Below are 23,117 nucleotides of genomic sequence, written 5' to 3'. Positions count from 1 at the left end.
GTGACGCTATCTCCCTTGATTACACAAGGCAAACACACGCACCGGATTGGTATGTTTCATAACAATCTTCGGCGGATGCGTAAAGCACTCAGATGTCCGCCTCACGCAGCACGATCAAAAAGAACGCAAATCCTACGCCGATGACCAGCAATCGCTGGATCATTCGCCAACGCATGCGCTGAGTCTCTTTGTCCTTCGCCACGCCAAAATTGAAAGCGACCGGAAAGACGTTGGCGAAGCCGGGCAGGCCGTTTCCCAGTATAGGACGGCCGGAGCGTGCCTCGATGGCATAGCAGAGCCGCGTCACCGAAATCCACATCGCGATCATCGCCGCTGCCCACAGACCGCAGAAGGCGAAGAACATGGTTGGGTTCTGGAGCGCGTCTCGCATTCGAACCTCTTGGCTTATCGGGGGCTGGCAATCTCGCGAACCCGCGCTTCCATGACGGCTTGCAGGCGTTGCAGATCGGGAGTGATGCGGACGAGATAGGCATTGTTAAACGGCTGCATCTTTCTGATCACCGACGCTCCATGCTCCGAGCTATAGAAAGCGATCAGGGCTTCGATCTCCTTCACACTGAAGATCTCGGCTGCTGCCTCCGCCATTGCCGCCTCGACCGAGGGTCTTATCTTCGCGAGTTCCTCAGTTCCGATCGCCACCATCTGCGACTTGAGATCAGGCTTCAACTTGTCGCCGGCCAATGCCCCCATCAGAGGCTCCAGAAAGCCCGGACCAAGCATGAAGTCGAGCAGGTCCTGGACCGCGTCCAGCTTTACATAGCGCTCCGCCGCGTTGCGCAACTCGTCCTGTGCTGCCGACGAGCCGACGAGGCTCAGCAACAAAAGCGCGGCATAAGCAAACCTAGCCATCCTCACCCCCGGTCTCTCAGCCCTTTAACTCGACCGTCTGCTCGATCGCGCCGAAGATGGAATGGCCGCGCTCGTCCTTCATCTCGATGCGCACCGTATCGCCCGCCTTCATGAAGGGCGTGACGGAGGAGCCGGACAGTAGCTTCTCCACGGTTCGCTGTTCGAGGATGCAGGAATAGCCGACGCCGCCGTCCGAAACCGGCTTGCCGGGGCCATCCTCGCCCTTGTTCGACACGGTGCCGGAGCCGAAGATCGACCCTGCGCAGATGGGCCGCGTCTTGGCGGCATGCGCGATGATCTCGCCGAAGTCGAACAACATGCCGATGCCGGCGTTCGCCCGGCCGAACGGCCTGCCGTTGAGGTCGACGCTCAGCGGCAGGTGCACCTTGCCGTCATTCCACGCCTCGCCCAGCTCGTCCGGCGTCACGGCGACGGGCGAGAAGGCGGACGAGGGCTTCGCCTGGTAGAAGCCGAAGCCCTTGGCGAGCTCGCCGGCGGCCAGGTAGCGCAGCGACACGTCGTTGACGAGCATGACCAGCCGGATCGCCTCGCGCGCAGTGGCCGCGTCGGCACCCAGCGGCACGTCGTCGACAATGACGGCCACCTCGCCCTCGAAATCGAGGCCCCAGGTTTCGTCGCCGAGCGGGATCGACTCGCGCGGCGCCAGGAACGCGTCGGAGCCGCCCTGGTAGATCATCGGCTCGGTTCTGAAGCTTTCCGGGACCTCGCGCCCACGGGCCGTGTTGACCAGTTCGACGTGATTGAGGAAGGACGAGGCATCCGCCCACTGGTAGGCGCGCGGCAGGGGCGACAGCGCGTCGTGCTCGTGGAAACGCTCGAACGGCACCGCGCCGTGCTCGAGCGATTCGGCGAGCGCCTGCAGATGCGGGGCGATGCGCCGCCAGTCATCGAGCGCCGACTGCAGGGTGGGCACGAGATAGGAGGCGTCCGTGCAGCGCGTCAGATCGCGCGAGACGACGACCAGACGACCGTCGCGGCGGCCATTCCTCACCGAGGCAAGCTTCATGCAATTCCTCCCGCGGCCGGTTCCTCATTGTCGCGTCCGGCCGTTCCGAACTCAACCAACAGCCCGTCGCGGGCAATTGTCAACGGCCCTTGCCACGTCTCCCGCACGGCCCTGACCCAATGGTCGGGCGTGATTGCGGGATCATCGGCGGGAATGAGATGGTTGAGCACCAGCCGCCCGACACCTGCTTCGGTGGCGATGCGGCCGGCATCCGCCGCGAAACTGTGGCTGACCAGCAGATGCTCCCTCAGCCGCGCGCCGTTGCCCGTGCGGGCGACGAGCCGCTCGACGCCGTCGGCGAGCATCGCCTCGTGGACCAGCACGTCGGCGCCCCGCGCAAAATCGGCAAGCGGCGGGAAAAGCGCCGTGTCGGCCGAGAACACTATGCGCCTGTCGGCATGATCGAACCGCAGCGCGAAGCAGTCGGTGACAGGCGGATGGTCGACGCGCAGCGCCGAGACCGCCAGCCCGGCCTCGTCCAGCACCGGCCCTTCGACGAATTCCTCGATCCGCACGAGATCGCGGATGTCCGGCCGGCCTTCGTCGGCAATCCGGATCTCTATGTCGAACTCCAGCGCCTGCGCGAAACGCGACCAGTAGTGACCGGTGCCCGGCGGGCCGAAGACGCGCACCTCGCGGTCGAGCCCGGTCGTCCAGGCGGTATGCAACAGGCCGCCCAGTTCCAGAACGTGGTCGGAATGCAAGTGGGTGATGAAGATGAGGTCGAGTTCCTTGAGGTTGACGCCGGCCTCGACCAGCCCACGAGAGACGCCGAGGCCGCAGTCAACGACGATCGTTCGGCCGCCGAGCCGCAGCAGCGAGGAGGTCGGCGACGGCCCGCTGGGGCGGATCGCGGGGCCGCCTTTCGAGCCGAGAGTGACGAGTTGGGCGGTCATGACTCTTCCGGACGGCGGACTATCAACCGTCGAAGCTATCCGCCCGCCCCGGCTGCGTCGAGCCCGTCACATCCGCCGGCTGAGGAAAGGCGATCCGGCGAGGCCGAAGCGCCATGGCATATCGGCCGCCTTGGTTATGCCGATGCGGGGGCCGACGGCGATGTCGGCCGATCCCGATCCGGCTTCGAGGTGAAAGGGCGGGCGCGACAGGGCCGCGCCGTCGAGCGAGACGTCGACTGCCAGCGCCTGCGCCAGACGTCCCGGACCGGAGCACAGCGCACGCGGATCCTCCGTTCCGCGGCGCTGCGCCATCACCTCGATCCCCGCCAGCGGCTCCAGCGCCCGGATCAGCACCGCGCTGCCGGGCAGGCAGACGAAGTTCAGACACCAGTGGATGCCGTAGGAGCGGTAGACATAGGCGTGCCCCGGCGGCCCGAACATCGCCGCGTTGCGCGCCGTCGGCCCGCGGAAGCTGTGGGAGGCGGGATCGTCGCCCGCATAGGCCTCCGTCTCGACGATCCTGCCGCCGACGCCGTCCACCAGCAGCGTGGCGCCGATCAGGTCGCGCGCGACTTCGGTCGAAGAGCGGGAGAAGAAGGCGGCAAGGTCGGAGGATGTCGTCATGGCGCTCAGGAAACGGGAACCGATGCCACTTCGAACGGTTGGGGAGGAAAGGCAAGGAGAATGCAAGATGGCCGACAGACCGACCGAACGCGAAGAGGTTCCGCTGGTAGAGCTTCCGGAAGATCTGCTTGACGAAGAGCCGAGCGGCGAACTTCCCGAGGAAGACGACGACAATCCGTATCAGGAGAGCGACGAAGCCCTTCCCAACGAGCTCGAGGAGGCAGTGCTGCGGAAAGACCCCTCGAGGGAAGGCAGCCGCTTCGACGAGGTCTAGCCTTCGACGCGCAGGGGATACTGGCGCCTCGGTGGGATGCGGTGGACGATCAGCGCCAATGCCACCAGGATCGTGCAGCCGACGAAGACGACGGCGAACAGCTTGACGCCGTGCAGGCCTTGGCCGAAGGCCAGGATCGGCAACGCGCCGGCCGGTGGGTGGGTGACGCGGAACGCCCGCATCAGAACGATCGCGAGCCCCACCGAGACCGCGGCCGCGAGCCAGGTGCCGGGTAGCGCGAAAAATACCGCCTCGCAGACGACCGCCCCGATCAGGAAGCCCATCATCACGTTGATCGGCTGGGACAGAGGGTTGCTCGGCTGGGCGAACAGCAGGACAGACGTCGATCCCAGCGGCGCCAGCAACAGCGGTTGACCAGTCACATAGGCGAGATAGCCCACCGCGAGCATACCCGCTATGGCGGCGATACCGGCCTTGATGTTCGATATGCCATCGACTGAACGTTCATGGCGTGTGATGAAGCTCTTCAGGAACTTCGAGCTCGGAAATTTCGCCTCGGCGTCACGCTCTATACGGCCCCTCACCAGTCCATCACCACTTTGCCAGAATTGCCGCTCTTCATCGCCTCGAAGCCGTCGATGTAGTCGTCGATATCAATGCGGTGCGTGATGAGCCCCGTCACATCGAGCGGGCCCTGGACCAGCGCGATCATCTTGTACCAGGTTTCGAACATCTCGCGGCCGTAGATCCCCTTGAGATGCAGCATCTTGAAGATCACCTTGTTCCAGTCGATCTCGAAACCGGTCGGCGCGATGCCGAGGATGGCGATCTTGCCGCCATTGTTCATCGTGTCGATCATGTCGCGGAAGGCGGGCGCGGCGCCCGACATTTCCAGTCCGACGTCGAAGCCCTCCGTCATGCCGATGTCGCGCATGACGTCGCGGAGCTTGTCCTTCGAGGCATCGACGACGTGCTGGACGCCGAGCTTCTTCGCGAGATCGAGGCGGACGGGATTGATGTCGGTGATAACCACCTTGCGCGCGCCGACGCATTGCGCCACCAGCGCGCCCATGATGCCGATCGGCCCGGCGCCGGTGACCAGCACGTCCTCGCCGACGAGATCGAAGGACAGCGCGGTGTGGACGGCATTGCCGAGCGGATCGAAGATTGCCGCCACCTCCTCCGGGATGTCGTCGGGGATCGGCACGACATTGTGCTGCGGGATCGCGACGTATTCGCCGAAGGAGCCTGGCCGGTTGACGCCGACGCCCAGCGTGTTGCGGCAGAGATGCCCCCTGCCGGCGCGGCAGTTGCGGCAATGGCCGCAGACGATGTGCCCCTCGCCCGAGACGCGCTGGCCGAGCTTGTATTCGGTCACGGCCGAACCGACGTCGGCCACCGTGCCGACGAATTCGTGGCCGGTCACCATCGGAACCGGCACGGTCTTCTGCGCCCACTGGTCCCAATTGTAGATGTGCACGTCGGTGCCGCAGATGGCCGATTTCCTGACCTTGATCAATACGTCGTTCGGTCCGATCTCCGGGATCGGCACGCGCTCCATCCAGATGCCGGGCTCCGGCCGGGCTTTGACGAGGGCGCGCATCATGTTGGACATCAGACGACCCCCAGTTCCTTGCCCACTTCCACAAACGCCTCCACGCACCTGTCGATATCGTGCTGCGAATGCGCCGCCGACATCTGCGTCCGGATGCGGGCCTGGCCCTTCGGCACCACCGGGAACGAGAAGCCGATGACGTAAATCCCCCGCTTCAGCATCCGCGCCGCCATCTCCTGCGCGAGCGATGCGTCGCCCAGCATGACCGGGATGATCGGATGGTCGGCGCCGGCGAGGGTGAAGCCGGCCTTGCCCATCTTGTCGCGGAATCTCGCGGCGTTGCCGGCGAGCTTTGCGCGCAATGCAGCGCCCTTCTCGACGATGTCGAACACTTTCAGTGAGGCTGCGGCGATCGCCGGCATCAGCGTGTTGGAGAACAGGTATGGCCGGGAGCGCTGGCGCAGCCAGTCGACCACTTCGCGCCGGCCCGACGTGTAACCGCCCGAGGCGCCGCCGAGCGCCTTGCCGAGCGTGCCGGTGATGATGTCCACCCTGCCCTCGACGCCGCAATGCTCAGCCGAGCCGCGGCCATGTTTCCCCACGAAGCCGACGGCATGGCTGTCGTCGACCATGACCATCGCACCATACTTTTCCGCAAGATCGCAGACGCCGGCGAGATTGGCGATGATTCCGTCCATCGAGAACACGCCGTCGGTGGCGATGAGCTTGAAGCGGCAGGCTTCGGCCTTCTTCAATTCCTCTTCCAGCGCCTTCATGTCGTTGTTGGCATAGCGGAAGCGCTGGGCCTTGGAGAGGCGTACACCGTCGATGATCGAGGCATGGTTCAGCGCGTCGGAGATGACGGCGTCCTCCTCGGACAGCAGCGTCTCGAACAAGCCGCCATTGGCGTCGAAGCAGGAGCCGTAGAGGATCGTGTCCTCGAAACCGAGGAAGGACGAGATACGCGCCTCCAGTTGCTTGTGCTCCTCCTGCGTGCCGCAGATGAAGCGTACCGAGGCCATGCCGTAGCCGTAGCGGTCGAGACCGGCCTTGGCGGCCGCGCGCAGGTCCTCGTGGTCGGCGAGGCCGAGATAGTTGTTGGCGCAGAAATTCAGCACGTGCGCACCGCCTGCCACCTCGATCTCGGCAGACTGCATCGAGGTGATGACGCGCTCGCTCTTGTAGAGACCGGTGGACTTCAGTCCGTCGAGTTCGGTCGCGAGGTGCGAAATAAAGGCGTCGCGCATGGTCGTCTCCCGTGTGACGGGGACAATTGCGCCTGCGCGTGCGGAAATCTATCGAAAAAGCGACCACCCCAGCCGCCGCATTTCGCTCAGCAGAACCGTGAGCGCTCGGCTAGCCTGTCACCGGGGCTCGGGTCGATCCCGTTGGCGGCCCGGGGAGTTGGCACATGACCATTTCGCGCATCACGGTCTACCGGCAATGGCAGCCGTTTCGCGACGGCACCTATCGCTGCTCCGGCGGCAGGAGCGCGGAAGGCTTCGACTCGACCATCGTCGGAATCACCAGCGCGAAAGGCGTCACCGGCTACGGCGAGACGGCGCCGCTCGGCAGCTTCTACGATCCGGCGTTCGCCGAAGGCGCGCGGGCCGCGATCGGCCAGCTCGCGCCGACTCTGCTGGGGGCCGATGCCGCGGCCATAGAGACTCTGAACCGCAGGATGGATCTCATTCTCAAGGGGCACGGCTACGCCAAGTCCGCGATCGACATGGCGCTGTGGGATCTGACGGGAAAAACGAGCGGCCTGTCGCTCGCGACCCTGTCGGGCGGCGGCGACGGCCATTCCGTGCCGCTCTACCGTTCGCTCGCGCAGGAGGCGCCGGAGGCCATGGCTGCCCGGGCGCGCAAATACATCGCCGAAGGCTACCGCCGCCTGCAGGTCAAGGTCGGGCTCGACGTCGACGAGGACATCGCCCGGCTCGACGCCGTACGCGCCGCGGTGCCCTCGGATACGGTGCTGTTCTGCGATGCCAATGGCAGCTGGGGAACGATGGAGACGCGCCGCTTCCTGACCGCGACACGCAACCTCGACTATGTTCTGGAGCAGCCCTGCGAGAGCTATGAGGAGAACCTCGCGATCCGCCGCTCCTGCGACCGGGCCCTGGTGCTGGACGAGACGATCGACGGCGCCGACGTGCTGCTTCGCGCCATCGCCGACGGACTGGTGGACGGCATCACGATCAAGCTCGCACGTGTCGGCGGGGTGACGAAGGCCAAGCTGCTCCGCGACATCGCGATCGCCAGGAACCTCAGGATCACGATCGAGGATACGGGTGGCGCGCAGATCGACACGGCGGCCTATGCCGGCCTCCTCCTGTCGACGCCCGAGGGCCTGCGCCAGCACACGGTGGACTTCCACAACTGGGTGACGGTGTCGAACGCGCGCGCGGACTTCCGCATCGCCAACGGGCATATGACGCCGCCCGGCGGACCCGGCCTCGGAGTCGAGGTGGACACGACGGTCTTCGGTCGCCCGCTGTTCGAGTACGCGCTTTGACCGATGGCATGCAGGCTGCCGGTCGCCCGCATGCCACTATCCGTCCGCTCAGGCGATCGGCCCGCCGATGATGTCGATGTTGTTGCGCGCGCAGGCCATGGCGAGCGCCTGCTGGATGTGCAGGTTCGGCTCGACATAGGGCATCAGCTCGGCCGATGCGGCGGGCTTGGCCATCTCGCGCAGCATGCGCTCGAAATCGCCGCCGGTGGTGATGGTCAGGCAGCGCGCGCCGGAGACCGATTCGACGCGGAAGGCGTGCGGAATGCCCTTCGGCGCCATGACGATCTGGCCGGCATGCGCCACGGTATCCTTGCCGTCGACGCGGAAGCGCATCGTGCCGTCGAGCACGTGGAAGACTTCGTCCTCGTTGCGGTGGATGTGCATCGGCGTCTTGGAGCCGTAGGGCATGCGATGCTCGATGATGCTGATGCGGTCCTCGCCGGCGGAGGCCGACAGGCGCACACTCACCAGCGTGTCGAGAAACATGAGGAGCTGCTCGGCGGGGGCCGACTTTTTCTGGATGCTCATAGTGTCTTGTCCTTTCATGAGCGCGGCGCGGCGTCGCCGCCGCGGCTGGCCCGATCTAGGAGCGCCGCGTTTCGGCTCGAAGGCGCGTGGGCGGCCCTTCACCGGCGCCGTGAAACCTGAAAGTTACGATGAGGAAACCACTGCGCGGCGGAGTTCCCACCTCAAGGCCGTTCCCGGCCTGTCGACATGCCATCGCGCCGGGTTATTGTCCGGCATCGCAATATGGAGACGGGCATGGCCAGGACAGCAGCATTTCCGGTTTTCGATCTCGGCCGGTTCGAAAAGGCCGGCGGCGCCGAACGCGAGGTACTCGGCGCCGAGGTCGACGGGATCTGCCGCTCCACCGGTTTCCTTGCCATCACCAATCACGGCGTGCCGCAGTCTGTGATCGACGGCGTCTGGAACCAGGCCAAGGCGTTCTTCGACCTCCCCTACGACGAGAAGAACGCCGCTCGAGCGCCCTATGCCGGCTATCCCTACGGCTATCTCGGCCCCAAGCTGGAGGCGCTCGCGAAGTCGAAGGGCGTGGATACACCGCCGGACCTGAAGGAGAGTTTCAACGGCGGGCCGCTTTCGGTTCCGGCAGGACTGGACGACAAGGACGCGCTCGCCTTCTGCTATGCCGAGACGATCTGGCCGGCGACGCCAGCCGGCTTTCGGGCGGCGTGGACGACATATTACGAGGCGATGGAGGATCTGGCGCAGCGCATCATGCGCGTCTTTGCTGTCGCGATCGGCCTGCCGGAACGCTATTTTGATTCCTTCATCGACCATCCGATCAGCGCACTCAGGGCGCTGAACTATCCCGAACAGTCGGTGCCGCCGGAGCCGGGGCAGCTGCGCGCGGGCGCGCATACCGACTACGGCACGCTGACGATCCTCCTGCCGCAGGAGGGTTCGAAGGGACTCGAAATCCTCTCGCCCGATGGCGAATGGACGCCGGTGCCGCCCGTGCCCGGCGCCTTCGTGATCAATATCGGCGACCTGATGGGATTGTGGACCAACGACCGCTGGGTCTCCACGCTCCATCGCGTGGTCAATCCGGGAGTGGACGAAGGCGGCGGGGAGCGTCGCCAGAGCCTCGCCTTCTTTCACCAGCCGAACTGGGATGCGGAAATCGCGGTGCTGCCGCCGTTCCTAGCAGCCGGTGAGCGGCCGAAATACGAGCCGGTCCGGTCAGGCCCCTATCTCATGAGCAAGTTCAGGTCGACGACCAAATAGCTTCGATAGTTGCATCCGCGCAGCAGGCAGGCACGACATCAATTGTTAAAGCTGGTTCCGCTAGGATAGCCGCTTCCGGGGAGAGATGTTTCGTGCCGACAGCAGCTTTAGAGCCGACACGCGACGACAGGTCGATTCTCTCCTTGCAGATGGACGCGATCCACAGCTCGTCCCCTGCCTCGTTCCTCAGCGTCATCGGGGCGTCGCTTGCCGTCTACGTCTACTGGTCCGCCGATATCGCGGCGGGCCTACTGCTCTGGTTCGCCTGCATTTTCGCTATCGCCGCCACCAACGTGGTTACGGCCGCGATGCGCGTGCGCGGGATGCCGGAAAGTTGGACGGACCGCACGTGGGAACGGTTCGTCTGCGTGATGCACCTCCTGTCCGGCCTGACCTGGGGCATCGGCGGCGGCTGGATGCTCAGCATAGCGAACGAGCAGCAGGCATTGGTGACGATCGCGATCGGCCTCTGCGCCGTCACCGTCTCGATCCCCTCGGTGGTGCACCAGACGGCCTACAACCTGTTCCATTTCCCGATCTTCTGGTGCTACGCGGTCGGCGCACTGTTCAGTTCGCTCGAATTCAGCTGGGTCGTCGCCATCGGCTTCTTCCTGCTCGCTCCTTTCGCTACCCTGGTAGGGCGCGATCTCGGACGGAAGCTCGTCCTGGCTCTGCGCCTGTCGATCGAGAACAAGCGCCTCGCCGAACGCCTGGAGGAGCGCGGCGCGGCGCTGGAGAGCGCGAACCGCGAGCTCGAGGTGCTGAGCACCACCGATCCGCTCACCGGGGTCGCCAATCGCCGCCGGCTGATGTCGTTCGGACGTGCGGCGCCTGCCTCCTGTGCCGTGCTCGTCGTCGATATCGACCACTTCAAGTCCTACAACGACGCATTCGGCCATGTTGAAGGCGACGTCTGCCTCGTGGCGGTCGCAGAGGCGCTGCGATCCAGTGTGCGGCCGCATCTTGACCTCGTCGCGCGTTTGGGCGGCGAGGAATTCGTCGTGGTGCTGACCGAGACCACGCAGGACACCGCCGAAACTGTCGCGGAACGGATGCGCACCAACATAGAAAACGTCCATGCGTCCGGTTCGAAGCGGATCAGGCGCGTCGTGACCGCGAGCATCGGCTTCAGCGTGCGCAGCCCGGACAGGCCGAGATCATTTGCCAGGCTGATGGAAGAGGCTGACGCCGCCGTCTATCAGGCGAAGGCTGCGGGCCGGAACCAGGTGTGCAAGGCGATCACCACCAGGGCCCGCCGCATCCGCGCCTGACCGTCAGTCCGGCAGCTGCTCGCGCGTCAGCCAGAAGACTTCGCCCTCGCTGCCTTCGGTGTCGAGCCAGAGAAAGGGCGTATCGGGATATTCGGCCTCGAGCAGATCGCGGTCGGTTCCGATCTCGCAGAGCAGTCCACCACCCGGATTGAGGTGTTTACCCGCCTCCGCGAGGATGCGGCGGACGATGTCGAAACCGTCCTCGCCGCCGTCGAGCGCCATTGCCGGCTCGTGGCGGAATTCCTGCGGCAGTGCCTCCATCGCCTCGCGTCCGACATAGGGCGGGTTGGTGATGATGAGGTCGTAAGTGCGGCCTGGCACAGCGTCGAACAGATCACCCTGGAACAGGTTGACGCGGTCTTCCAGCCCGTGGTCGGCGACGTTCTCGGCCGCGAGCGACAGCGCTTGCGGCGACAGGTCCGCGCCGTCAACCTCGGCATTCGGAAAGGCGTAAGCCGCGAAGATCGCCAGCGAACCGCCGCCGGTGCAGAGATCAAGAACCGACGTCACCGACAGCGGGTCATCGATCAGGCCGATCCCCTCGTCCGTGCCGTCGAAGAGCGGCGAGCGCAGCAGTTCGGCGATGAAGGAACGGGGAGCGAGCGCGCGGGCGTCGCTGCGGAACGGCACGCCCATCAGATAGGTGCGGCCGGTGAGATACGCCGCCGGCAGCCGCTCCTCGACGCGGCGCGCAATGAGCTCGCCGAGCAGGGCCTTTTCGCGCTGGGTGAGCCGTGCGTCGGCGAAGGCGTTGAAATCGTCCACCGGCAGGTGGAGCGTCTCCAGGATCAGGAATACAGCTTCGTCGAGCGCATTGTCGGAGCCGTGGCCGAAATGCAGGTCGGCGGCCGAGAAGGCCGACACGGCATAGCGCAGCGCGTCGCGCAGAGTGACGAGTTCCGCTACCTCGTTGCGCGGATCGCCTGCGCTTGCCATCGCGGCCGCGACCATCAGAAGAACGCCTGCAGCCCGGTCTGCGCGCGGCCGAGGATCAGCGCGTGCACGTCGTGCGCGCCTTCATAGGTGTTGACCGTCTCCAGGTTCGCCGCGTGGCGCATGACGTGGTAGCCGATCTGGATGCCGTTGCCGCCGTGCATGTCGCGGGCTTGGCGGGCGATGTCGAGCGCCTTGCCGCAGTTGTTGCGCTTGACGATGGAGATCATCTCCGGCGCCATCTTGTGCTCGTCCATCAGCCGGCCAACGCGCAGGCTGGCCTGCAGCCCGAGCGAGATCTCGGTCTGCATGTCGGCGAGCTTCTTCTGGTAGAGCTGCATGCCGGCGAGCGGCTTGCCGAACTGCTTGCGGTCGAGGCCATACTGGCGGGCGCGGAACCAGCAGTCCTCCGCCGCGCCGAGCGCCCCCCAGGAAATACCGTAGCGGGCGCGGTTGAGGCAGCCGAAAGGACCGCCGAGACCGCGCGCGTTGGGCAGCAGCGCATCCTCGCCGACCTCGACGTTCTCCATCACCACCTCGCCGGTGATTGAGGCGCGAAGGCTGAGCTTCCCCTCGATCTTCGGCGCCGACAGGCCCTTCATGCCCTTCTCGAGCACGAAGCCGCGGATCTCGTCCTTGCCGTCCTCGTTCTTCAGCTTCGCCCAGACCACGAACACGTCGGCGATCGGCGCGTTGGAGATCCACATCTTGGCACCGTTGAGGCGAAAGCCGCCCGCGGTCTTCTCAGCGCGCGTCTTCATGCCGCCCGGATCGGAGCCCGCCTCCGGCTCGGTGAGCCCGAAGCAACCGATGAACTCGCCCGAGGCGAGCTTCGGCAGATACTTCTTCCGCTGCTCTTCGGAGCCGTAGGCGTAGATCGGATACATCACCAGCGACGACTGTACGCTCATCATCGAGCGGTAGCCCGAATCGACGCGCTCCACCTCGCGGGCAACGAGACCGTAGGTGACGTAGTTGGCGCCGATGCCGCCATATTCCTCTGGAACCGTGACGCCGAGCAGGCCCGCCTCGCCCATCTCGCGGAAAATCGACGGGTCGGAGGTCTCGTTGAGATACATGTCTTCAACGCGCGGAGCGAGCTTGTCGGCGGCGAATGCGGCCGCCGCGTCGCGGATCATGCGCTCGTCTTCCGAAAGCTGGTCCTCCAGGAGGAAGGGATCGTTCCAGACGAAACCCGCCAGTTTGGCCGGCCTGTGTTCCATGTTCATCGGCTTCATTCCTTCGCGAGAAATCCGGCGCCCTTAAAGCCGATTTCGTGGCCCGACGAAAGCCCTTCGTCGGCGGCCTGTCGAGCGCGGGCATTCATCGCTTTTTAGCCATGTGTTCAAATCGTCCCTAACCAGCAACGCCGATAGCCGGTGCAGGCGGTGCAAATCGGGGTTTCCTTCTCCAGACATTAACCTCCTCGCCAGAAGAATGCAGACGGACACATGCGCATCCGGGACGCCTCTTGATGGACGACACCTCTCAGACTGTGGGACCTTCGCGCCTGACACGGCAGATGAAGGTCACCTACTGGGTCGCGCTCTCCCTGATCGCCGCGATGGCGACGGCGTCATACTGGCTGCTCGATCAGAAGCTTTCCGAGCACCGCGCCAACCGCGAGCTCCTCATGCTCGTCGGCACGCAGGGCACGCTCTCGCAGCGCATCGTGTTCCTCGCGAACCAGGTGCAACTCACCCGGCCGGAGGCGAGGCCCGAGATGCTCGCAGCCCTCTCGGCTTCAATCACCGATTTCGAACGCAACTACGACAAGCTGCTCGACCTGTCGGGCGTCGAAGACGCAAGCGTGCAGCCACGCGACCGCGCGATGTTCGAACAGGTCCTGTTTGCGCAACCGTTCCATCTCGACCACTTCACCACCGAGCTTGCCGCCCGCGCGCGCCGCTTCGTCGCCGCCAGCGAACAGGAGGCCGGGATGGACGTCATGGCGTCGGGCTATTCGCCGCGCTTCGAACTCGCGCATCTCGACGCCACCGTCGCGAACACCACGCTGCTCGCCTATACGGAGCTGCGCGAGCGCCTCCAGGTACTGATCAACACCCGCCTCGGCGACATGCTCACGGTGCACCGGGCATTGTACGTGCTCACCCTTCTCCTGCTCGGCGCCGTGGCGATCTTCATCTTCCGCCCGATGGCGAACGCAATCGGCCGCAAGACGAGCGAATTGATCGAAGCGCGCAACTCCATGGCTTTCCTCGCCGCGCATGACGGGCTGACGGGACTGCGCAACCGCGCCTTCCTGATCGACCATTTCGACACGCAGATCAGCGGCGCAAAGCGCCGCGGCGAGCGTATCGCGGTGCTGCAGATCGACCTTGATGGCTTCAAGCAGATCAACGACACGATCGGCCATGCAGCCGGGGACTACGTGCTGGCAACGACTGCGCAGCGCATGCGCGAGACCTCGCGCGCCTCGGACATGTGCGTGCGGCTCGGCGGCGACGAATTCGTCATCGTGCTCACTGGCGCTGGCCGCACCGAGGACATCGGGATGGTCGCCAAGCGGGTGCTCGACCGCATCGGCGAGCCAATGGATTTCGAGGGCGTGACGATCCAGTGCGCTGCCAGCGCCGGCATCGCCGTCTATCCGGTCGACGCCGACAATGCGAGCGACCTCCTGGTTCATGCGGACCTGGCGCTCTACAACGCCAAGAAATCCGCCACCGGCTCGTTCCGCTTCTTCTCAGACGAACTGCGCCGCGAGCTCGACTACCGCAAGATGCTGGAGCGCGACATGCGCTCCGCAATCGCCGACCGCTCCTTCGAGGTCTATTTCCAGCCGCAGGTGTCGCTGCTCAACGGCGCGGTCGCCGGCATCGAGGCGCTCGTGCGCTGGCCGCATCCCGAACGCGGCATGATCTCGCCGGGAGAGTTCATCCCGATCGCCGAGAAGACCGGCCTCATGGCCGAGATCGGCAGGATCGTCATGGACAAGGCGATCGAAACGGCGGCGGAGTGGCACCACAACGGAATCCAGTTCGGCCGGCTCGCCGTGAACGCGTCGGGCTCGGAACTGCGCGAGGTGGATTTCGCCAGGTTCCTGTTCAGCACGCTCGAGAAACACGGCCTGCCGCCGCAGAAGCTCTCCCTCGAGATCGTGGAGTCGGTGATCCTGGACGACGAGAAGACCGGCATCGCCGGCAAGCTCAGGCTGATCCGCGCGGCCGGCGTCCATCTTGAGCTCGACGATTTCGGCACCGGCTACGCCTCGCTCAGCCACGTCAACCCGAACGAGATCGACCGGCTCAAGATCGACCGCCGCTTCGTGCAAAAGATCAACACCAACGGCGACAACAGCGCGATCGTCAAGGCGATCACCGAACTCGCGCGCGGGCTGGGCATCTCCATCATTGCCGAGGGCGCGGAGACGGAAGAGGAACTGTCCTCGCTGCTCAAGATCGGCTGCGAGCAGGTGCAGGGCTACTCGATCGCCTTCCCGATGCCGATCGACCAGGCGCGCAGTTGGCTGGCGCAGCGCTCGCCGAAGAAACCGGTCATCCGCCTCGCTGCAAGCAACGTCGCCTGACACAATCGCCTTCGCCGCTTTCGCCGCCGGGGCGAATCCCGGTAAGATGGCGGAATGCCGATCCGCCCCCTCTCTGAAACGATGGTGAACCAGATCGCCGCCGGCGAGGTCATCGAGCGGCCGGCGAGCGTCGTCAAAGAACTGGTCGAGAACGCGCTGGACGCGGGCGCGACGCGTATCGACGTCGCGACGGCCGGCGGCGGGCTCAGCCTCATCCGCGTCACCGACGACGGCTCGGGCATTCCGGAGGCCGAGCTGCCGCTTGCGGTGGCGCGGCATTGCACCTCCAAGCTCACCGACGACATCAACGACATCCGCGCGCTGGGCTTCCGCGGCGAGGCGCTGCCATCGATCGGCTCAGTGTCGAAGCTCGCCATCCGTTCGCGGACGGTCGGCGCCGCAAACGGGGCTGAGATCGCGGTGGACGGCGGCCGTGTCGCGGCGGTGCGCCCGGCGCCTGCCAATCGCGGCACGCTGGTGGAAGTGCGCGACCTGTTCTTCGCGACGCCGGCACGGCTGAAGTTCATGAAAGGCGAACGCGCGGAAGCGACCGCGATCGCCGACACGGTCAAGCGCATTGCGATCGCGTTCCCCGAAGTCCGATTCAGCCTGTCCGGACCCGACCGGAGCACGCTCGACCTCGCCCCTGCCGGAGAAGGCCCGGAAGGCCGGCTCGCACGCGTTGCACAGGTGCTTGGCCGCGAATTCGCCGAGAATTCGCTTTTGGTCGACGCGCTGCGGGAGGGCGTGCGGCTCGACGGCTACATCTCCATCCCCGCCTACAGCCGGGCGAACGCGCTGCAGCAGTTCGCCTATGTCAACGGCCGGCCGGTGCGCGACAAGCTGATCGCGGGCGCGTTGCGCGCCGGCTTCGCGGATGTTCTGCCGCGCGACCGGCATCCGGTCACCGCGCTGTTCCTGACGCTCGATCCGGCCCTGGTCGACGTCAACGTGCATCCGGCCAAGTCCGACGTGCGCTTCCGCGATCCGGGCCTGGTGCGCGGCCTGATCGTCGGTGCGATCCGCGAGACACTGGCGCGCTCCGGCATCCGGGCGGCGACCAGCGGGGCGGACGGCATGATGGCCGCGTTCCGCGCGGACAGCGACCGAGCCGCCGCGCCGGCCTGGCCTCGCGGCGAAAGCGGTGTGCACGCTCCTCTCTGGACGGCGCCGCAGCCTGCCCGCTCCTTCGGCCCGGCGGGCGGCTTCGGCGAGGCGATGCAGGCCGTGTTCGAGACGGCACGCTCCACCGACATGCGCGCGGATGCGTCGGAGCCGTCGGTGGACCTGCTCGACCGTGATCTGGGTGCGGCTCGTGCGCAGGTGCATGAGAACTACATCGTCGCACAGACGCGGGACTCCCTCATCATCGTCGACCAGCACGCCGCGCATGAGCGGCTGGTCTACGAGCAGTTGAAGACGGCGCTGGCGAGCCGCGACGTTCCCGCGCAGATGCTCCTGGTGCCCGAGATCGTCGATCTCGGCGAGGACGACGCCGAACGGCTCGCCAAACACGCGGACACGCTGCGCCGTTTCGGTCTGTCGGTCGAACGTTTCGGCCCGGGCGCGGTCGCCGTGCGCGAGACGCCGGCCATGCTGGGCGAGGTCGACGCCGGGCAACTGATCCGCGATCTCGCCGACGAGATCGGCGAACACGACACGACCGAGACCCTGACACGAAGGCTCGACGCGATCGCCGCCACGATGGCCTGCCACGGCTCGGTGCGGTCGGGCCGCAAGCTGAGGCCGGAGGAGATGAACGCGCTCCTGCGGCAGATGGAGGCGACTCCGGGGTCCGGAACGTGCAATCACGGCCGCCCGACCTATATCGAGCTGAAGCTCGCCGACATCGAACGCCTGTTCGGCCGGCGATAAGCGGCCTGCGCCACGGCGGCAGCTTGATTTCCCGCGCGAAGTATGGCGGATGAGGCGCTTCAAACGCGAGCAGACATGAACCGTTTCGAAGGCCCCGGCGCGAAGGAAGCGCGCATTCGCTATCTCGACGGCGACTTCCAGGTCGCCAGCCCGGGCTCGTTCGTGCGCTGCGCAGTGACGGGCGAGGCGATACCGCTCGACGAGCTCAAATACTGGAGCGTCGCGCGGCAGGAGGCCTATCTCACCGCCGCCATCTCGCTGAAGCGGGAAATCGACGCGAATCCCGGCCTGCGCAAGCGCGGCTGAGCAATCCCTACCGTTCGAACGCAGCGATCGTGTCGCCGATGATCCGTTCCGGAATCCCCGGCGGATCGAACTCCAGGTCGATCTCGATGACGGAGAGCCGCCGCAGAAGCCGCGCGGCGACCTCGGAGGCATGGCGGATGCGCACGGCATCCTTCGCCGTCGTGACCAGGTCGGCGCCCGCCGCATCCGCCTGGTCCAGCAGCTCGGCGAGGTTCTCGTCGGTGTAGTAGTGATGGTCGGGGAAAGGCCGTGTTGCGACGAGCCTGCCGCCCGCCTCCTCGACGGTGCGGAAGAACTTGTCCGGATGGCCGATGCCGGCGAAGGCCAGAAGTGCGCAGCCCTCGACCCCGCTGCCGGGGCGCGGCCGAGCGACCGCATCGTAGATCGGGCGTCCGGCGCGCGCGGCGAGCCGAACCAGCGCATCGGCCGCGTCGCCCTCGCCCATGCGCAGAACCGCGTGGGCATGGCGGATCTGGTCGACCAGCGGCGCCCTCACCGGTCCGCCCGGAATGATGTGGCCGTTGCCGAGCCCACGCTGCGCATCCACCACCAGGAGCGCGTAGTCGTAATGGATATGCGCGCTCTGGAACCCGTCATCCATGATGAGGAAATCGCATCCCTCTGCGATCAGAAGCCGCGCGCCCGCCGCCCGGTTGGGCGTCACCGCGGTCGGCGCCTCGCCGGCGAGCAGGAGCGGCTCGTCGCCCGTCGACTTGGCGCTGTCGTGGTGCGAATCGACCAGATGCGGCTTCGACAGGCTGCCGCCGTGGCCGCGCGACAGGAAGCCCGGCTCCAGACCCATGCTGCGGGCCTGCTTTGCGAGCGCGATGGCGACGGGCGTCTTGCCGGCGCCGCCGACTGTCGGATTGCCGACGCACAGCACAGGCACACCGACATGCTCGCGCCGCGCGGTCAGCATGCGGCGGGCCGCGACCAGCCCGTAGACGGACGATATCGGCCACAGCAGCGCCGACCTCCAGTCGGGACGATCCCACCAGAAGGGCGGGGCCTCGCTGGCCATTGCCCTACCTCATCCTGCGGCCGTTGGCCTGTTCGAGGCGCGCCTTGACGATCAGCGGCTGGACATAAGGCTCCAGCGCCTTGAGCGTGAGGTTTAGCGCGCCGCGCATGGTCTCGACCGTCTCGCGGCCCGCTGCGATCATCTCGCGGCGCTTGGCCGGGTTGGTGAGAAGGAAGTTCACCGCGCCCGCCAGCATGTCGGCGTCGCGGACCAGCCGGGCGCCGCCGCGGTCGACCAGCTTCTGATAGGCGTCGCGGAAGTTCTGCACGTTGCGCCCGGCCAGCACCGCCGTGTCGAGCAGCGCCGGCTCGAGCGGGTTCTGGCCGCCCTCCGCCGTCAGCGAGCGACCCACAAAGGCGATCTCGGTCAGGCGCAGATAGAGCCCCATCTCGCCGATCGTGTCGCCGAGCAGGATGTCGGTGTCGTAAAGGATGCGGTCGTTGCGGCTGCGGCGCGCCACCTTCAGCCCCACGGCCGCGAACTCGGCCTCCAGCGCGTCGGCGCGCTTGGGATGTCGCGGCACGATGATCGTCAGGATGTCGGGGTGCCGCTGCTTCAGGAGACGGTGGACGGAGGCGGCCACCTGCTCCTCGCCCTCATGGGTCGACACCGCCGCCCATGTCGGGCGTTTGCCGATCTGGCTGGAGATCAGCGCCAGCGCGGCGTCGTCAACCGGAAGCGGCTCGGTGTCGCCCTTCAGGTTGCCCGACACCGTCACCGGCCTTGCACCCAGCGTTCGGAAGCGCTCGCCGTCGATCTCCGACTGCGCGATGACATGCGAGAGGTTCTCGAACAGTGCCTCGGCGATGTAGGAGCGCTTCTTCCAGGATTCGAAGGAGCGGTCCGACATCCGGCCGTTGACGAGGATCTGCGGGATGCGGCGCGAACCGAGCTCCAGGATCGTCATCGGCCAGATCTCGGACTCGGCAATAATGGCAAGATCCGGCGCCCAATGTGCAAGGAAGCGGTTCAGCGCCGGCTTGAGATCCAGCGGCACATATTGGTGGATCACGCCTTCGCTGAAGCGGTCGCGCACAACGGCCGCAGAGGTCACGGTCCCGGTGGTCAGCACCACGTTGATGCCGAGGCCCATGATCCGCTCGACCAGCGGCGCAACGGCCAGCGTCTCGCCGACGCTCGCGGCATGGAACCACACCAACGGCCCGGACGGGCGCGCCGTGCCCGGAATGCCGTAGCGCTCGCGCCGGCGGCTGCGCTCTTCCTTGCCCTTGCTGGTGCGCCAGGCGATGTAGCCGCCGACCAGCGGATAGGCCGCGGCGCCAGCCCAGCGATATGTGCCCAACAGTGCGCGTGCCCAGCGTTCGCTCATGTGCGGTCGTCCGCCAGGCTGTAGGCGCGTTTCGTCGCCACGTTAAGCGCGTCGGTCAGGCGACGGCGGTAGTCTTCCATCTCCGCCTCCGACGCGCCGGCCGGCACCTGGATCTCCTCGGTGGAGGCGATGCCGCAGCTCCCGAAGGGCAGGTTGATCGTCGTCTTGTCCCAGCTTTTCTCGAGCACCTTGCGCCGGCTTGTGGCGAAGGCGACGCCGACGATGGGCCGGCCGGATATCCTCGACAGGGTGATCACACCGAGCCCCGCCTCGCGGGGAGTTCCGTGCGGTATGTCTGCGATCATGCAGACCGACTTGCCCTGGTCGAGCGCCTTTTTGAGGGCAATCAGCGCCCTCGCCCCGCCTTTTTCGATCGAGTGCTTGCCGTCGCGTCCACCCGAGCCCCTGACGGGCTCCAGCCCGAGGCGGCTTGCCGCGAGCGCGTTGAGCTCGGCGTCGGCGCTGCGCGAGAACATGGTCGGCAGGCGCTGCCCCTTCGGCACGAAGGCCGGGGCAAGCAGATGCTGGCCGTGCCAGAGCACGTAGATGTTGTTCGAGCGGACGTCGAGGAAGCTGTCCACCGGGTCGGAGCCGGGCGCGATCCGGTTCGTCGCCTTGACGAAGCGCAGGCCCGACGCGATCGCAGAGGCGAGCAGGTTCTTCACCACGGTCGATTGTGCCAGCGGCTTGCGGATCTTCCGCCAGAGACGGCCGATCGGGCTGCGCTTGCGCACGGGCTGCGGCGCCTCGTCCTCGGCCGACATGTCTCCTACACTCACCGTCTAGCGCCCGGTCGCCTGTTGCGAATCGGGGTCGAGGAGGCGGTGCAGATGGACGATGAAATAGCGCATGTGCGCATTGTCGACGCTGGCCTGCGCCTTGGCGCGCCAGGCCAGCTCGGCCGACTTGTAGTCGGGGAAGATGCCGACGATGTCGAGGCCTTCGAGGTCGCGGAATTCCAGGCCTTTCAGCGACTTCAGCTCGCCGCCGAAGACGAGATGCAAAAGTTGCTTCCTTTCGCCATCGTCAGACATGGCCTTCTCCTCGTAGCGTTCGGTTCCGACCGGTCGCAAATCGCGCGGCCGATTCAGGCGTCCTGGCGGATCAGAATATCCGAGAGCCTGTCTAGTAGATAAGGGCCGCCCGCGACAAGCGAGCCGTGCTGCGGACTGACGCCGCCATAGAATGGCGAACCGCCCTCCCGCGCACGAATCCCGCCGCCAGCCTCAGTGAGAATGAGGTCGGCGGCCGCCAGATCCCAGTCGTGCGACCTAGGCTTGACGAATGTGGCGTCGATGCGACCGGCCGCGACCATCGCCAGCCGGTAGGCGAGCGAAGGAATGTAAGGCACGGTGCGCAGGTCCGGAAAGCGCTCGCGCGCGGCATCGACCATCGGCTTGGGCCCGGCGATGGACGGCGACGCGTCGGTCGCGCGGATCGACAGGCCCGTCCCGTCCAGGAACGCGCCGCCGCCGAGCGCGGCGGAGTAGAACTCTCCCTTGGCCGGGCACGCCAGCACGCCAGCGAGCGGACGGCCCTTCTCGACCACGGCGATGCTGACACACCATGTGTCGCGCTTGTCGATGAAGGCACGGGTGCCGTCGATCGGGTCGACGACGAACAGGCGCTCGGTCTTCAGCCGGTCGGGCGTGTCAACGGTCTCCTCCGACAGCCAGCCGTATTCCGGCCGGGCGGCGCGCAGGGTCTCGCGCAGATAGGTGTCGACGGCGATGTCGGCCTGGGTGACGGGGGAATCGCCCGGTTTCATCCAGACGTCCGGCTTGCGGCCGAAATAGCGCATGGCAATCTCGCCGCCGCGCAGCGCAGCGTCGGCGATCAAAGCGAGGTCGGCCTCGAAGGCCGTCAGCCGGGGTTCAACTGCCTGCAAGGGTCATCCCTTCGATCAGCAGCGTTGGCGCGGCCGTGCCGAAGTTGCGGTCGAGATCGTTCGCCGGAACGAGCGCCAGGAACATGTCCTTGAGGTTGGAGGCGATCGTCACCTCCGTCACCGGGAAGGTCAGCTCGCCGTTCTCGATCCAGAAGCCGGAGGCGCCGCGGCTATATTCCCCGGTCACCATGTTGACGCCCTGGCCGAACACCTCGGTCACGTAGAAGCCCGACTTGAGACCGGCGATCATGTCCTTCGGCGAGATGGCACCCGGCTCGATCGCCAGGTTGGTCGAGGTCGGCGACACGGACGAGCCGGACCGCGCGCCGCGTCCGTTGGTCTTTAGGCCAAGCTCCTTCGCGGCGGAATTCGATAGGAACCAGTGCTGAAGCACGCCGCGATCGACCATGGTGAGGGGCTTTCCACGCACGCCCTCGCCGTCGAAGGGCCGCGAGGACTGGCCGCGGCGGCGCAGCGGATCGTCGGTGACGGTGATGGCCGCGGCGGCGACCTGCTTGCCCATCATATCGCGCAGGAAGCTTGTCTTGCGCGCCACGCTGGCGCCGTTGATCGCACCGGCGAGGTGGCCCGCGATGCCGCGTGCGACGCGCGGGTCGAAGATGGCCGTCACAGTGCCGGTCGGCACCTTGCGCCCGCCGAGACGGCGCACCGCGCGTTCGCCGGCGCTCCTGCCGATCGCGGCCGCGCTTTCAAGGTCGAGATAGTGCTGGCGCGAGGAGAAGTCGTAATCGCGCTCCATGCCGGTGCCTTCTCCGGCGACGGCACTGACCGAGCGCGAGAAGCGGGTTGCGGCGTAGTGGCCGACGAAGCCGTGCGAAGTGGCCAGCACCATGCCGCCCATGCCGGCGCTGGCGCTCGAACCGCCCGAATTGGAGACACCCTTGATGGCGAGCGCGGCCTCTTCCATTTCCAGCGCGGCCTCGCGCAACTGCTCGGCGGACAGCTCCGTCGGGTCGAACAGGTCGAGGTCGACGACGCCGTCAGCAAGAAGCGCCGGATCGACAAGCCCCTGGTAAGGGTCCTCCGGCGAGACCTTCGCCATGGCGACCGCACGCTGGGCGAGCGTACCGGCGTCCGAGGAAGCCGTGGCCGAGACGCTGGCGACGCGCTGCCCGACGAACACGCGCAGCGAGATGTCGTCGCTTTCCGATGCCTCGGTCGATTCGACCTTGCCGAGCCGCACCGTGACGCCCTTCGACCGCGAGCGAACGGCGACTGCGTCGGCCGCGTCGGCCCCTGCCCGCTTCGCCGCATCCACCAGGGCGGCGACGCGCTCGGCCAGTTTCTTCGAATCGGGGGAATCTGTCATGACGGCTTCCAACATGCTGCGACTGGACACGTGCGGCGGACTTGCGCAGGTGCGGAGCGACGAGCGGCCGGGCATAGCTGCGGACGTCCGGTCATTTCGCGTCGTTTCGAAACAGAAATGACTCAATCTGATCGGACAT

General features: G+C 66.4%; 24 protein-coding genes. 7 read left to right on the top strand and 17 right to left on the bottom strand.

The annotated features are described in order from the left end of the window. Positions 1-88: 88 nt before the first annotated feature. The 5 genes from LRS09_RS18205 to LRS09_RS18185 all read right to left on the bottom strand — a co-directional run bounded on the left by LRS09_RS18205 (position 89) and on the right by LRS09_RS18185 (position 3,417). Entirely contained in the window at positions 89-364 is a 276-nt protein-coding gene (locus tag LRS09_RS18205) for a hypothetical protein (protein WP_257808280.1), read from the bottom strand. Between the two features lie 41 nt (positions 365-405). Further along, on the bottom strand, positions 406-840 hold the full coding sequence (locus LRS09_RS18200; RefSeq protein WP_257808279.1) for a DUF2059 domain-containing protein: 435 nt from the start codon (positions 838-840) through the stop codon (positions 406-408). Between the two features lie 46 nt (positions 841-886). Next, positions 887-1,897 (bottom strand): fumarylacetoacetate hydrolase family protein, encoded by a 1,011-nt coding sequence (locus LRS09_RS18195; protein WP_257808278.1) that lies wholly within the window; start codon positions 1,895-1,897, stop codon positions 887-889. Next, a complete protein-coding gene (locus LRS09_RS18190; protein ID WP_257808277.1) occupies positions 1,894-2,793 on the bottom strand; it encodes an MBL fold metallo-hydrolase in 900 nt (299 codons plus the stop codon). The genes LRS09_RS18195 and LRS09_RS18190 overlap by 4 nt, the downstream gene beginning before the upstream one ends. Positions 2,794-2,859: 66 nt before the next feature. Then, complete coding sequence (locus tag LRS09_RS18185; protein ID WP_257808276.1) at positions 2,860-3,417, bottom strand: DNA-3-methyladenine glycosylase; 558 nt, start codon at positions 3,415-3,417, stop codon at positions 2,860-2,862. A 67-nt stretch (positions 3,418-3,484) separates the two neighbouring features. Between LRS09_RS18185 and LRS09_RS18180 the strand changes: the two genes are divergently transcribed. Further along, positions 3,485-3,691, top strand: a complete 207-nt coding sequence (locus LRS09_RS18180) for a hypothetical protein (protein WP_257808275.1) — start codon at positions 3,485-3,487, stop codon at positions 3,689-3,691. On the opposite strand, the gene LRS09_RS18175 is transcribed toward LRS09_RS18180, so the two are convergent. From LRS09_RS18175 to LRS09_RS18165, 3 genes are read right to left on the bottom strand one after another with little or no spacing between them, the layout of a single operon-like run. Beyond that, a complete protein-coding gene (locus LRS09_RS18175) occupies positions 3,688-4,236 on the bottom strand; it encodes an HPP family protein (RefSeq protein ID WP_257808274.1) in 549 nt (182 codons plus the stop codon). The two genes, LRS09_RS18180 and LRS09_RS18175, sit on opposite strands and share 4 nt — an antisense overlap. Continuing rightward, positions 4,233-5,267 carry an L-threonine 3-dehydrogenase gene (tdh, locus tag LRS09_RS18170; protein ID WP_257808273.1) on the bottom strand — a complete coding sequence of 345 codons (1,035 nt, stop codon included), beginning with the start codon at positions 5,265-5,267 and terminating at the stop codon, positions 4,233-4,235. Before tdh ends, LRS09_RS18175 begins: the two co-directional genes overlap by 4 nt. After that, positions 5,267-6,454, bottom strand: a complete 1,188-nt coding sequence (locus LRS09_RS18165) for a glycine C-acetyltransferase (protein WP_257808272.1) — start codon at positions 6,452-6,454, stop codon at positions 5,267-5,269. The genes tdh and LRS09_RS18165 overlap by 1 nt, the downstream gene beginning before the upstream one ends. 164 nt (positions 6,455-6,618) lie before the next feature. Here LRS09_RS18165 and LRS09_RS18160 point away from each other — a divergent pair, with 164 nt between their 5' ends. Further along, entirely contained in the window at positions 6,619-7,725 is a 1,107-nt protein-coding gene (locus LRS09_RS18160) for a mandelate racemase/muconate lactonizing enzyme family protein (protein ID WP_257808270.1), read from the top strand. A 48-nt stretch (positions 7,726-7,773) separates the two neighbouring features. Here the strand turns inward: LRS09_RS18160 and LRS09_RS18155 are convergent, their stop codons facing one another. Continuing rightward, the gene (locus tag LRS09_RS18155) at positions 7,774-8,253 is read right to left on the bottom strand and encodes a cupin domain-containing protein (RefSeq protein ID WP_257808269.1); all 480 of its coding nucleotides are present in this window, start codon (positions 8,251-8,253) and stop codon (positions 7,774-7,776) included. 234 nt (positions 8,254-8,487) lie between these two features. Here LRS09_RS18155 and LRS09_RS18150 point away from each other — a divergent pair, with 234 nt between their 5' ends. After that, positions 8,488-9,474, top strand: a complete 987-nt coding sequence (locus tag LRS09_RS18150) for an isopenicillin N synthase family oxygenase (protein WP_257808268.1) — start codon at positions 8,488-8,490, stop codon at positions 9,472-9,474. Between the two features lie 92 nt (positions 9,475-9,566). Further along, complete coding sequence (locus LRS09_RS18145) at positions 9,567-10,745, top strand: diguanylate cyclase (RefSeq protein WP_257808266.1); 1,179 nt, start codon at positions 9,567-9,569, stop codon at positions 10,743-10,745. A 3-nt stretch (positions 10,746-10,748) separates the two neighbouring features. On the opposite strand, the gene prmB is transcribed toward LRS09_RS18145, so the two are convergent. Further along, positions 10,749-11,696, bottom strand: coding sequence for a 50S ribosomal protein L3 N(5)-glutamine methyltransferase (gene prmB, locus LRS09_RS18140; RefSeq protein WP_257808265.1), 948 nt, complete (start codon positions 11,694-11,696; stop codon positions 10,749-10,751). Beyond that, positions 11,696-12,907, bottom strand: a complete 1,212-nt coding sequence (locus LRS09_RS18135) for an acyl-CoA dehydrogenase (protein ID WP_374684857.1) — start codon at positions 12,905-12,907, stop codon at positions 11,696-11,698. Before LRS09_RS18135 ends, prmB begins: the two co-directional genes overlap by 1 nt. Positions 12,908-13,152: 245 nt before the next feature. Between LRS09_RS18135 and LRS09_RS18130 the strand changes: the two genes are divergently transcribed. The 3 genes from LRS09_RS18130 (at position 13,153) to LRS09_RS18120 (ending at position 17,409) form a co-directional block, all read left to right on the top strand. Then, a complete protein-coding gene (locus LRS09_RS18130) occupies positions 13,153-15,228 on the top strand; it encodes a bifunctional diguanylate cyclase/phosphodiesterase (protein ID WP_257808264.1) in 2,076 nt (691 codons plus the stop codon). A gap of 54 nt (positions 15,229-15,282) precedes the next feature. Next, positions 15,283-17,103, top strand: a complete 1,821-nt coding sequence (mutL, locus tag LRS09_RS18125; RefSeq protein ID WP_257808263.1) for a DNA mismatch repair endonuclease MutL — start codon at positions 15,283-15,285, stop codon at positions 17,101-17,103. 75 nt (positions 17,104-17,178) lie between these two features. Beyond that, positions 17,179-17,409 carry a DUF2093 domain-containing protein gene (locus LRS09_RS18120; protein WP_085464273.1) on the top strand — a complete coding sequence of 77 codons (231 nt, stop codon included), beginning with the start codon at positions 17,179-17,181 and terminating at the stop codon, positions 17,407-17,409. Positions 17,410-17,416: 7 nt separating this feature from the next. Here the strand turns inward: LRS09_RS18120 and lpxK are convergent, their stop codons facing one another. From lpxK to LRS09_RS18090, 6 genes are read right to left on the bottom strand one after another with little or no spacing between them, the layout of a single operon-like run. Continuing rightward, positions 17,417-18,430: a tetraacyldisaccharide 4'-kinase gene (lpxK, locus tag LRS09_RS18115; RefSeq protein ID WP_257808262.1), complete on the bottom strand. Its 1,014-nt coding sequence runs from the start codon at positions 18,428-18,430 to the stop codon at positions 17,417-17,419. 4 nt (positions 18,431-18,434) lie between these two features. Further along, complete coding sequence (waaA, locus tag LRS09_RS18110; protein ID WP_257808261.1) at positions 18,435-19,760, bottom strand: lipid IV(A) 3-deoxy-D-manno-octulosonic acid transferase; 1,326 nt, start codon at positions 19,758-19,760, stop codon at positions 18,435-18,437. Next, complete coding sequence (locus LRS09_RS18105) at positions 19,757-20,539, bottom strand: lysophospholipid acyltransferase family protein (protein ID WP_308240314.1); 783 nt, start codon at positions 20,537-20,539, stop codon at positions 19,757-19,759. Before LRS09_RS18105 ends, waaA begins: the two co-directional genes overlap by 4 nt. Positions 20,540-20,542: 3 nt before the next feature. Then, positions 20,543-20,794 carry a DUF4170 domain-containing protein gene (locus LRS09_RS18100; RefSeq protein WP_257808260.1) on the bottom strand — a complete coding sequence of 84 codons (252 nt, stop codon included), beginning with the start codon at positions 20,792-20,794 and terminating at the stop codon, positions 20,543-20,545. 53 nt (positions 20,795-20,847) lie between these two features. Next, positions 20,848-21,648, bottom strand: a complete 801-nt coding sequence (locus tag LRS09_RS18095; protein ID WP_257808259.1) for a 3'(2'),5'-bisphosphate nucleotidase CysQ — start codon at positions 21,646-21,648, stop codon at positions 20,848-20,850. Next, positions 21,635-22,978, bottom strand: coding sequence for a TldD/PmbA family protein (locus LRS09_RS18090; RefSeq protein WP_257808258.1), 1,344 nt, complete (start codon positions 22,976-22,978; stop codon positions 21,635-21,637). The genes LRS09_RS18095 and LRS09_RS18090 overlap by 14 nt, the downstream gene beginning before the upstream one ends. Positions 22,979-23,117: the final 139 nt, after the last annotated feature.

Source organism: Mesorhizobium sp. J428 (assembly GCF_024699925.1).
Taxonomy (GTDB): domain Bacteria; phylum Pseudomonadota; class Alphaproteobacteria; order Rhizobiales; family Rhizobiaceae; genus Mesorhizobium_A.
The sequence above is the reverse complement of the archived record's forward strand: the minus strand, read 5'-3'. Positions and strand labels throughout refer to the sequence as shown.

Coding starts and splice junctions, on each gene's coding strand:
- LRS09_RS18205 (WP_257808280.1), bottom strand. CDS start 364: ATGTTCTTCGCCTTCTGCGGTCTGTGGGCAGCGGCGATGATCGCGATG.
- LRS09_RS18195 (WP_257808278.1), bottom strand. CDS start 1,897: ATGAAGCTTGCCTCGGTGAGGAATGGCCGCCGCGACGGTCGTCTGGTC.
- LRS09_RS18190 (WP_257808277.1), bottom strand. CDS start 2,793: ATGACCGCCCAACTCGTCACTCTCGGCTCGAAAGGCGGCCCCGCGATC.
- LRS09_RS18185 (WP_257808276.1), bottom strand. CDS start 3,417: ATGACGACATCCTCCGACCTTGCCGCCTTCTTCTCCCGCTCTTCGACC.
- LRS09_RS18180 (WP_257808275.1), top strand. CDS start 3,485: ATGGCCGACAGACCGACCGAACGCGAAGAGGTTCCGCTGGTAGAGCTT.
- tdh (WP_257808273.1), bottom strand. CDS start 5,267: ATGTCCAACATGATGCGCGCCCTCGTCAAAGCCCGGCCGGAGCCCGGC.
- LRS09_RS18165 (WP_257808272.1), bottom strand. CDS start 6,454: ATGCGCGACGCCTTTATTTCGCACCTCGCGACCGAACTCGACGGACTG.
- LRS09_RS18160 (WP_257808270.1), top strand. CDS start 6,619: ATGACCATTTCGCGCATCACGGTCTACCGGCAATGGCAGCCGTTTCGC.
- LRS09_RS18155 (WP_257808269.1), bottom strand. CDS start 8,253: ATGAGCATCCAGAAAAAGTCGGCCCCCGCCGAGCAGCTCCTCATGTTT.
- LRS09_RS18150 (WP_257808268.1), top strand. CDS start 8,488: ATGGCCAGGACAGCAGCATTTCCGGTTTTCGATCTCGGCCGGTTCGAA.
- prmB (WP_257808265.1), bottom strand. CDS start 11,696: ATGGTCGCGGCCGCGATGGCAAGCGCAGGCGATCCGCGCAACGAGGTA.
- LRS09_RS18135 (WP_374684857.1), bottom strand. CDS start 12,907: ATGAACATGGAACACAGGCCGGCCAAACTGGCGGGTTTCGTCTGGAAC.
- LRS09_RS18130 (WP_257808264.1), top strand. CDS start 13,153: ATGGACGACACCTCTCAGACTGTGGGACCTTCGCGCCTGACACGGCAG.
- mutL (WP_257808263.1), top strand. CDS start 15,283: ATGCCGATCCGCCCCCTCTCTGAAACGATGGTGAACCAGATCGCCGCC.
- LRS09_RS18120 (WP_085464273.1), top strand. CDS start 17,179: ATGAACCGTTTCGAAGGCCCCGGCGCGAAGGAAGCGCGCATTCGCTAT.
- lpxK (WP_257808262.1), bottom strand. CDS start 18,430: ATGGCCAGCGAGGCCCCGCCCTTCTGGTGGGATCGTCCCGACTGGAGG.
- waaA (WP_257808261.1), bottom strand. CDS start 19,760: ATGAGCGAACGCTGGGCACGCGCACTGTTGGGCACATATCGCTGGGCT.
- LRS09_RS18100 (WP_257808260.1), bottom strand. CDS start 20,794: ATGTCTGACGATGGCGAAAGGAAGCAACTTTTGCATCTCGTCTTCGGC.
- LRS09_RS18090 (WP_257808258.1), bottom strand. CDS start 22,978: ATGACAGATTCCCCCGATTCGAAGAAACTGGCCGAGCGCGTCGCCGCC.